Here is a 301-nt window from a genome sequence, read left to right as displayed (position 1 = left end):
TATTTTTTACAGGATGTATTTCTAAACTAGAAATAATATTTTTAGGTATTTCTTCTAAATCACGTTTATTTTCATAAGGGATTAATACTTTTTTTATTCCTCCACGATGAGCAGCTAATAATTTTTCTTTTAGTCCTCCTATTGTTAGAACTTCACCTCTCAGAGTAATTTCTCCTGTCATTGCAATATCCGCATGTACTGGATTTTTTGTAAGAGAAGAAACTATTGCTGTACACATAGCTATTCCTGCACTAGGTCCATCTTTGGGAGTAGCACCTTCTGGAACATGTACGTGTATATC

1 protein-coding gene is annotated in these 301 nt (G+C 33.2%); it reads right to left on the bottom strand.

Translation table 11 applies throughout. The features are described from left to right. Positions 1-301 (bottom strand): S16 family serine protease (locus tag LDP10_RS03405; protein ID WP_321160507.1); only part of this gene is annotated, 301 nt, incomplete at both ends.

The organism is Buchnera aphidicola (Pemphigus obesinymphae) (genome assembly GCF_026122815.1).
GTDB classification, from domain to species: Bacteria; Pseudomonadota; Gammaproteobacteria; order Enterobacterales; family Enterobacteriaceae; genus Buchnera_C; species Buchnera_C aphidicola_BJ.
This window is presented reverse-complemented; position numbering and strand designations above follow the sequence as displayed.